Source organism: Mycobacterium sp. (assembly GCF_035499775.1).
In the GTDB taxonomy this organism is placed as follows: Bacteria; Actinomycetota; Actinomycetes; order Mycobacteriales; family Mycobacteriaceae; genus Mycobacterium.
Genome location: NZ_DATJYB010000539.1, coordinates 1 through 8,357 on the forward strand (window position 1 = coordinate 1; position 8,357 = coordinate 8,357).

7 protein-coding genes are annotated in these 8,357 nt (G+C 64.5%); 4 read left to right on the top strand and 3 right to left on the bottom strand.

The annotated features are described in order from the left end of the window. Positions 1 to 639 precede the first annotated feature (639 nt). The 3 genes from VML93_RS32775 to VML93_RS32785 all read left to right on the top strand — a co-directional run bounded on the left by VML93_RS32775 (position 640) and on the right by VML93_RS32785 (position 4,642). Positions 640 to 1,821, top strand: a complete 1,182-nt coding sequence (locus VML93_RS32775; RefSeq protein WP_325617109.1) for a YncE family protein — start codon at positions 640 to 642, stop codon at positions 1,819 to 1,821. A gap of 50 nt (positions 1,822 to 1,871) precedes the next feature. Continuing rightward, positions 1,872 to 3,503, top strand: coding sequence for a fatty acid--CoA ligase (locus VML93_RS32780; protein WP_325617111.1), 1,632 nt, complete (start codon positions 1,872 to 1,874; stop codon positions 3,501 to 3,503). Between the two features lie 80 nt (positions 3,504 to 3,583). Continuing rightward, positions 3,584 to 4,642, top strand: coding sequence for a dihydrodipicolinate reductase (locus VML93_RS32785; protein ID WP_325617113.1), 1,059 nt, complete (start codon positions 3,584 to 3,586; stop codon positions 4,640 to 4,642). Between the two features lie 114 nt (positions 4,643 to 4,756). Here VML93_RS32785 and VML93_RS32790 read toward each other — a convergent pair whose 3' ends face one another. The 3 genes from VML93_RS32790 to VML93_RS32800 form a co-directional block, all read right to left on the bottom strand. Beyond that, positions 4,757 to 5,506: a hypothetical protein gene (locus VML93_RS32790; protein WP_325617115.1), complete on the bottom strand. Its 750-nt coding sequence runs from the start codon at positions 5,504 to 5,506 to the stop codon at positions 4,757 to 4,759. Positions 5,507 to 5,595: 89 nt separating this feature from the next. Further along, positions 5,596 to 5,721 carry a hypothetical protein gene (locus VML93_RS32795; RefSeq protein ID WP_325617117.1) on the bottom strand — a complete coding sequence of 42 codons (126 nt, stop codon included), beginning with the start codon at positions 5,719 to 5,721 and terminating at the stop codon, positions 5,596 to 5,598. 1,017 nt (positions 5,722 to 6,738) lie between these two features. Continuing rightward, the gene (locus VML93_RS32800) at positions 6,739 to 6,972 is read right to left on the bottom strand and encodes a hypothetical protein (protein WP_325617118.1); all 234 of its coding nucleotides are present in this window, start codon (positions 6,970 to 6,972) and stop codon (positions 6,739 to 6,741) included. A gap of 1,087 nt (positions 6,973 to 8,059) precedes the next feature. On the opposite strand from VML93_RS32800, the gene VML93_RS32805 reads away from it, so the two are divergent. Further along, on the top strand, positions 8,060 to 8,357 hold a 298-nt coding region (locus VML93_RS32805), incomplete at its 3' end, for a hypothetical protein (RefSeq protein ID WP_414686509.1).

The window sequence follows — 8,357 nt, forward strand, 5'->3', positions numbered from 1 at the left end:
TTTGGAACGCCCGCATCATCCGTCGTTCGCGGCGGATGTCGTGCGGGTTGTTGCGAACTGGTCGTGCAGCATCTACGTCGAGCGCCATTGCGTCGAGGCCCCTTCCGATCGTGTCCCCCGGGAATTGGGTCTGTCTGGTGATACGGGGCAGCCCACGACACGCGTTCTACCGGAATTCTTGAAGCCCTGCTCAGACTCGATTACCTGCGGGTTCAGGCTCAACACGCACGGCGGCGCGCAGTGTGACATATGCCTCTTTTGCCCGATAAGTCTAAGAGATTCTTATTTTGGTGCTCATTGGGTGAGTCCCCATCGGGTTAGCGGCACTCGGCAAGATAGCAGTTGAATGGCATTCAGCTAGTTTGCTGTATGAAGTCGAATTTAGTATTCGTCAGCTAAAATCTGAGCTCAGCCTGAGTTGGTCACGTGACGTAGGCAACAAGATTGAAATTGCCGCTATTTGGCCGAAATTCAGCCGGTAAGATTCTTTTTCAAGCAGTCGCAAACAGCGCCTAATTTTTTCCTGGTGCTGAAATCCGGTAGGTCCGGGCGCTCAATGTCGCACAGCGATATCGCGACGTCCGGTGCCCGCGTGCACGTCCGACGAACACAGCAAAGGCGGTGCCAGCAGTGAGCCTCATGACCCAGAAGACAGATGTGAACGGCCGAGAGGTCGCCCGTTACGGGCGCAATGACCGGGTCCTCGAGCTTGAAGCCGCACCCGGTGACGCGGTCGTCGTCGAGATTCCCGTCAACAACGGTCCGATCAGCGCCATCGCCGTCAGCCCCGACGGCAGCCGACTGATGGTGACCAACTATGGCGACAACAGCGTCTCGGTCATCGACACCGACACCTGCCGGGTGGTGCAGACCGTCGACGGCGTGAACGAGCCGTTCGCGATCGCCATCGACGGCCAGGACGCCGACCGCGCCTACGTCAGCATGGTGTCGCCGGCGTACGACTCGATCGGGGCCATCGACGTGGCCACCAACTCCGTCGTCGCGACCCATCCGCTGGCGCTCAGCGTGACCGACCTGGTGGTGAGCCCCGACGGCGGCTATGTCTACGCCAGCCGAAGCGGTGCCGGCGGCGCTGACGTCGCGGTCCTGGACACCACGACCGACAAGGTCGAGGTAATAGACGTTGCCGCTGCGCCCGGCACCAGCACCCAGTGCGTGCGGATCAGTTCGGACGGGTCTCGCGTGTACGTCGGCACCAACGGGCCGGCCGGCGGGCGCCTGGTCGTGATCGACACCCACGCCGACGACGAATCGGGCCGTGCCGAGGCGCGTCCGCGCTGGCGCAAGAAGAACACGAAGTCGCGCGGGAAGCATGCCGCCAAGCACGCGTTGCGCGTCGTCGGCACCATCGAGATCGGCTTGCCCATCCGCGACGTCGCACTGAGCCCCAACGGGGCGGTCGCCTACGTGGCCAGTTGTGGTCCCGACGGCGGCGCGGTGGTCGACTTCGTCGACACCCGCACCAACAAGATCACCAACACCCGCAAGGTCGCCGAGCTCGGTGGCCTGCTCACCGGGCTGACGGTCAGCGGCGACGGCGACCGCGCCTACCTGGTCAGCGACGAAAGCATCACCGTGCTGTGCACGCTCACCCATGACGTCGTCGGGACGATCAGCCTGGCGACGCAGCCGTCGTGCGCGGTCGAAAGCCCGGACGGAAAGTACCTGTACATCGCCGACTACGACGGCGGCGTCACCGTGGCGCCGATCGCCTCGACCATGACGAGCATCGAGAGCGGGGCGCATGAGGCCGAGTGGGCGATGCCCGAGCTGATGCAGTACGAGGCGGCACTCGTCTAAACCGGGAACCTGCTTTTCTCCCAGCTCGGTGCGGCGATAGCATTCGCCCGGTGGACAGCACGATGCAGGACTTTCCGTTGACCATCGACGCCATGATGCGGCACGGCTGCGGCGTCCACGGAGCGCGCACAGTCACCACCGCCACGGGCTCCGGTTACCGGCAGACCAGCTACCGCGAAGTGGGCCGACAGGCCGCCCAGCTGGCAAATGCGTTGCGCCGCATCGGCGTCAACGGAGACCAGCGCGTCGCCACGTTCATGTGGAACAACACCGAACACCTGGTCGCATATCTGGCGGTGCCGGCGATGGGCGCAGTGCTGCACACCCTCAACATCCGCCTCTTCGCCGAGCAGATCACCTACGTCGCCAACGAGGCCGAAGACCAGGTTGTGCTGGTCGACATGTCGGTGGCCAAGCTGCTGGGCCCGATCCTGCCCACTCTCGACACCGTGCACACCGTGATCGCGGTCGGAGAGGGGGATCTGGCGCCGCTGCAGGAATCGGGCAAGAACGTGCTGCGCTACTCCGAGGCGATCAGCGGTGAGCCGACGGAATTCGACTGGCCGGCGATCGACGAGAACTCGGCGGCCGCGATGTGCTACACCAGCGGCACCACCGGCCACCCGAAAGGCGTAGTGTACAGCCACCGTTCGAGCTTTCTGCACACCATGGCGGCCTGCACGGCCAACGGCATGGACCTGGGGTCCAGCGACTGCGTGCTGCCGATCGTGTCTATGTACCACGCCAACGCGTGGGGTATACCGTACGCGGCGCTGATGGCAGGCGCGGACATGGTGTTGCCCGACCGCCACCTGGATGCCCGGTCGCTGGTCGACATGATCGAAAAGCTGCGGCCCACGGTGACCGGCGCGGTGCCGACCATCTGGAACGACGTCATGCACTACCTGGAGAAAGACCCCGACCACGACATCTCGTCGCTCCGGCGCGTGATCTGTGGCGGCTCGGCCGTTCCGGTGTCGCTGATGCGCACGTTCGAGGAGAAGCACGGCGTCGAGATCCGGCAGTTGTGGGGCATGACGGAGACGTCGCCGCTGGCGACCATGGCGTGGCCGCCGCCGGGGACGCCGGAGGACCAGCACTGGGCGTTTCGCGGCACCGTGGGCCAACCGATCTGCGGCGTGGAGGCCCGGATCGTGAACGACCACGGCGACGTGCTGCCCAACGACGGCAAGGCCGTTGGCGAGGTGGAGGTTCGCGGGCCGTGGATCACCGGCTCCTACTACCAGGGGCGCGACGCGTCCAAGTTCGCCTCCGGGTGGTTGCGCACCGGCGACGTCGGCCGCGTCGACGAGCAGGGCTTCATCACGCTGACCGACCGCTCCAAGGACGTGATCAAGTCCGGCGGGGAATGGATCTCCTCGGTGGAGCTGGAGAACTGTCTGATCGGGCACCCGGACGTGTGCGAGGCGGCCGTCGTCGGCGTTCCCGACGAGCGCTGGCAGGAACGGCCGCTTGCCGTCATCGTGCTCAACGAGGGCGCCTCGATCAGCGCCGGCGAGCTGCGAACATTCCTCGCGGACAAGGTCGTTCGGTGGTGGCTGCCCGAACGCTGGACGTTCGCCGACGAGATTCCGCGCACCAGCGTGGGTAAGTACGACAAGAAGACCATCCGGTCCCGCTACGCCGACGGCCTCTACGATGTGACCGAGGTCCGCGACTAGGTGGCGCGAGCAGACGCAAAGTCGCATATTTCCGCCCCCATACGTGCGATTCTGTGTCTGCTCGCGGGGAAGGTGAGCGCATGACCATGCGGGTTATTCAGTGGGCGACCGGCGGGGTCGGGGTGGCGGCGATCAAAGGCGTGTTGGAGCATCCCGAACTCGAACTCGTCGGCTGCTGGGTGCATTCCGAGGCCAAGGCCGGCAAAGACGTCGGCGAGATCGTCGGCACCGCACCGCTGGGAGTGATCGCGACCAACAGCATCGACGAAATCTTCGCCCTGGACGCCGACGCGGTGATCTACGCCCCGCTGATGCCCAACATCGAGGAAGTCGCCGCGCTGCTGCGATCCGGCAAGAACGTCGTCACCCCGCTCGGCTGGTTCTACCCGAGCGAAAAAGAGGCGGTCCCGCTGGAAATCGCCGCGCAGGCCGGCAACGCCACGCTGCACGGCGCCGGCATCGGCCCCGGGGCCGCCACCGAGCTGTTCCCGTTGCTGTTGTCGGTGATGTCCACCGGTGTGACTTTCCTACGCGCCGAAGAGTTTTCAGACCTGCGCACCTATGGTGCACCGGATGTGCTGCGCTACGTGATGGGGTTCGGCGGGACACCGGACAGCGCGTTGACCGGCCCGATGCAAAAAGTGCTCGACGGCGGCTTCCGCCAGTCGGTGCGGCTGTGTGTCGATCGGTTGGGCTTCGCCGCGGACCCCAAGGTCCGCTCGTCGCAAGAGGTAGCCGTCGCGACCGCGCCGATCGACTCGCCGATCGGGGTCATCGAGCCCGGGCAGGTCGCCGGGCGCCGTTTCCACTGGGAGGCGGTGGCCGACGACACCGCCGTCGTCCAGATCACCGTGAACTGGCTGATGGGATCCGAAAACCTTGATCCGCCTTGGTCATTCGGGCCGGCAGGGGAGCGCTACGAAATCGAAGTGCGCGGCAACCCGGACACCTTCGTCACAATCAAGGGATGGCAGCCGGAAAGCGTGGCAGCAGGACTGAAGAGCAACCCCGGGATCGTCGCGACCGCGGCGCACTGCGTCAACGCGATCCCGGCGACCTGCGCCGCGGCCGCCGGCATCCAGAGCTTCTTCGACCTGCCACCCATCACCGGTCGGGCCGCTCCGCGGCTGGCGCCCTGACGCGAACCAGCGGCGGCCGGGTAGCGAGCGCGCGGTGTTACCCGCAGCATCGAAGAGCCAGAGGGCAATTCGGGTCTGTAGGCCGATTGTCGACATGCAGACAGGCCCTATGCATCAGGTCCAGTCATGGGCCCAGTCGAACTGCTCGAGATAGATCCGCAGGCTGTTTTGTAGTGCGCCGGCGAGCTGGGTCAGCTCTGCCATGCTGAGGAACAACGTCTGCGTGCGCGGCAGATCGGTTCCCCATTCGCGTTCGACCACAGTCACTTCGACGCCGGACAGTACGAAGCCTTCGTCGATGAAGGTCTGGTAGGGCCTGCTGGCGGGCCGCACGGTTGTGGTGCGGTCTACGCCGAAATGCAACGGCGTGTGGACCACCAGTTCGAAGGCTGCCCCGCAGGCTTCGAACCTTTCATCCCAGCCGGCGTTCCAGGGCGGGTTCGCGTAACCCGGCAGCGGCCTGTCCCGGTCCGCGGTATCAGTTCGCACGGCCCGCCTGCAGCGAGGGCACGGTGGCGCGGTGGCACCGGCGCCAGCGCCGTACCACTGGCTGACAGGCCAGCGGGCGTCAACAGCATCGGGACGCTCTGCGTCACTGGGAACCGTTTGCTCCACCGTCGAGGGATTGGCCGGTCCGTACGGCATTGTCGGCGCTGGCCGCGTTTTCAGGGGGTTGCTATCTGCAGTTGCGACAGGCTCGTAGCGCTCGGCGTTGCCCGGCGCAGAACTCGGCGGTCTGCGTTGGTCGGGAAGATCGGTCGCGATGTGTTCAAAGGCGTCCCGGATCGGAAGATGACGGTACTTCTCTGCCAGCTCCAGGTGCTGACGGCAAAAAGCTGCCCAGCCGTTCGGGGTCGCAAGCACCCCAGGCTCGGCGTGGTAGTCGGCGAACTTGACACCGCCGGCCACCGGGTTGCGGCTGTTGAATCCGCATACAGCGCAATGAGGCTTAATCACCAGGGCTCACCACCCCAGCGCAGTCGTGCTTCCGTCATACCGATACTGTGCCCCCCGACTGAGCCATCCACCACCCACAACGACACCATCGCGCCGTCGGCACGGTCCTTTAAGTCGGTCATGGCATCGCTCTTATCCATTCATCGCCAGGCCGTACAGCGCGACTAAAGCGTTGGCCAACAACGCATCGCGGGTCACACGTCCGTCGCCGGCGCCGGGCTGGCTGATGCCGGCCGGGGCCTCTGGGGGTCGCGCATCCCCGCCTGCGTCCGCAGTGGAATTCAACGGCCCGAGCCGTTCAGCCCAATTCCGCACCCGTGAAAGGAGCGGTCAGACCGAGCCGCAACGGAATTCGGTGCTCGAGCTGAAGAAAGCACCCGGGTGGCGAGGGCGCGTCAGCGGGGGGCTGGCATTTCGGCGTCGTGCTGTGTCCGTAAACGGCGAACATGGGCGTATCGATGCTCACTAGCAGCTGCCCTGTCGCGGGCTGGCTGAACGTGACGCCCCGATCTATCGAACTCACAGGCGTCATGATGTCGAATTTCCAATTGGGCGCGCTGATCCCGTGCGGGAGGTGCCGGAGAACCGCTTGGGAAAACGTACGCGACAAGTCGCTGACCGTGGCACCCGCGCCGACCGGGCACTTGAAGCTGAGGTTGACTTCTGTGGCTCCGCTGTCCCCGTACCGCAGAGTGACGCTATTGCCATCGGGATTCTCCGAGCAGGGCTTCGACCAGGGCGGGCGGGACAGTGAGTTTCCCTGATCCAGTTTCAACGCCCATTCGGTGGGGTTGCGCAAAATCCAATCCCGCGCGGCGCGCAGGGCAGCTTGATACTCATCGTCCGGGCTGGACGAAGTCGTCGCCGCAGCCGACTTGGTTGTGGTCGTGGGTTGGGGAGACCTAGAGCACCCGCTAAGTGCGACTAACGTCGCAATAGCGCAGGCGACGACAATCACCTTATTCATGCAATGCATCATGGCAGCCCGCGGCGCCGAACCAAGTTCAGCCAGCAAGTTTCGGCAACCGCTCCGAGGCTAAGCGTTCGGCCAGGCCAAGATCGAGCTGGGCCTGCCCGGCCGCCAACCGCTGCGGCCTTCTACACAGCGACCCCGGCTTGGTCCCGCGCCCAATCGATAATCAGGTCAGCTGCGACACGAACGCCATCCGTTCCCGGAGCTGCCGCCTCTCCTCCTCGGTCGCCCCCAATCTCTCCATCATGGCCAGCTCCGCGGCGTAGCGCTCGTCGGACCCACCCGGCCATAGCGGCCAGTCGGGTGGGGGTGTCGGCGAGGCCGGCGGTGGTGTCCAGCCGGGTCCGGGCGTCCATCCCGGTGGTGGAGTCGGCCAGTTCGGTGGTGGGTTGAATCGCATTGCGGGGCTACACCTTTCTGCGAATCGCTGATCGGCAAGTGCCAATGCGCGGATGCGTCTGTCGGGATGCCACCGCCAAGATCGACGGCAGCAACAGCCGAAGCTTCCGAGCGGTGCTTCCGCAGTCGGGTCTGAGCGCGTTCGCTTCTGCCCATTCGGTGTTCACCGTCGTCGGGGCGTCGGTCACGCTCGAAGGGAGCATCGCGGGCTGGAAAACCGTTGCGGGCATTGCGATTATCGTCGCAATGGTCGCTGGGCTGGTCGGGCTCCTCATGCTGGCGGTGGGCTCTGTGCGGCGCCGCCGCAAGGAGCCAGCCGCAATCGTCGCGCGCCGACGATCAGCACCAGACGGTGCTCCGCGGGGATGACCAATGGGGAGTGTTCGGTCGACAGCCACCGCGCCGCCACGCCCGGCGTTTTCGGATGCGATATGAATGCGACTGAACGACAGGATGTTTCGTCAGCAGTGGCCGGGATACTGCGAGTGAGCGGCAGGATTTCTGGCGTGACCGGTGCGGGAATTGCGTTCATCCCGCGAGCAGCTGTGCTCGCCTCGCAATCACACCGGTCCCGTGTACCACCAAACCACGTCAGCCCAGTTCAAACCCCCACTACACCACGACTTTGCAAAGGCCCTGAGGATTTTCTGAGGCAGAAATATCATTCTGTGCAGGTATCGATGAGCACCGAAACAAGGAGCACACATGTTTAGACAGCTGAGCACTTGGGTGGCAATCGTAGTCGCGGCGATCTGTATTGGCCTTGGTGGACTGGCTACCCATACACTCCTGTACAAAGTCGGTGAGACTTCTACCACTCCGGCCTATTGCGGTGGCCAGGCGATGCAGCCGGGAGAAACCTGCAAGGTCACGAGTGCTGGCCATACCGAATACCACGGAGGGAGCCCTCACACCGAAAAACAAGGCGCAACGGCCCCAATCATCGGAGTTGTCATCTCTGCGATCCTCTTTGTGTTGTGCGTGGTTTTCCTCTTTAGGCGCTGGAAAGCGCAGTCCCGTACCTGACGCACTTCGCACTCCATAGGACGGGTCCACCCTCGAAATCATCCACAGCAGGAGAAGCGTTGATGGACGCGACAGCAAATAGTGCTTGGCGGGTCGGCGAGGTCATCGAGAACCTGTATGAGGTGCGCCAGGTGATCGAGTCCAGCGGGATGGGACTGGTGCATCGGGTGCATCACCGCGGCTGGAACATGGACTTGGCGGTCAAAACACCACGCCCGGAACTGATCACCTCACCGCAGCAGATCGCGGATTTCGAGTCCGAAGCCCAAACCTGGGTGGAGCTGGGTCTGCACCCCCATGTGGTGGCCTGCGTATATGTGCGGCGTCTAGGTGGGTTGCCGCGGGTATTCGCCGAATGGG

What these genes read in the sequence shown, in the direction of transcription:
- VML93_RS32800 (WP_325617118.1), bottom strand. Translation starts at nt 6,972, where the DNA reads ATGCGATTCAACCCACCACCGAACTGGCCGACTCCACCACCGGGATGG.
- VML93_RS32785 (WP_325617113.1), top strand. Translation starts at nt 3,584, where the DNA reads ATGACCATGCGGGTTATTCAGTGGGCGACCGGCGGGGTCGGGGTGGCG.
- VML93_RS32795 (WP_325617117.1), bottom strand. Translation starts at nt 5,721, where the DNA reads ATGACCGACTTAAAGGACCGTGCCGACGGCGCGATGGTGTCGTTGTGG.
- VML93_RS32775 (WP_325617109.1), top strand. Translation starts at nt 640, where the DNA reads ATGACCCAGAAGACAGATGTGAACGGCCGAGAGGTCGCCCGTTACGGG.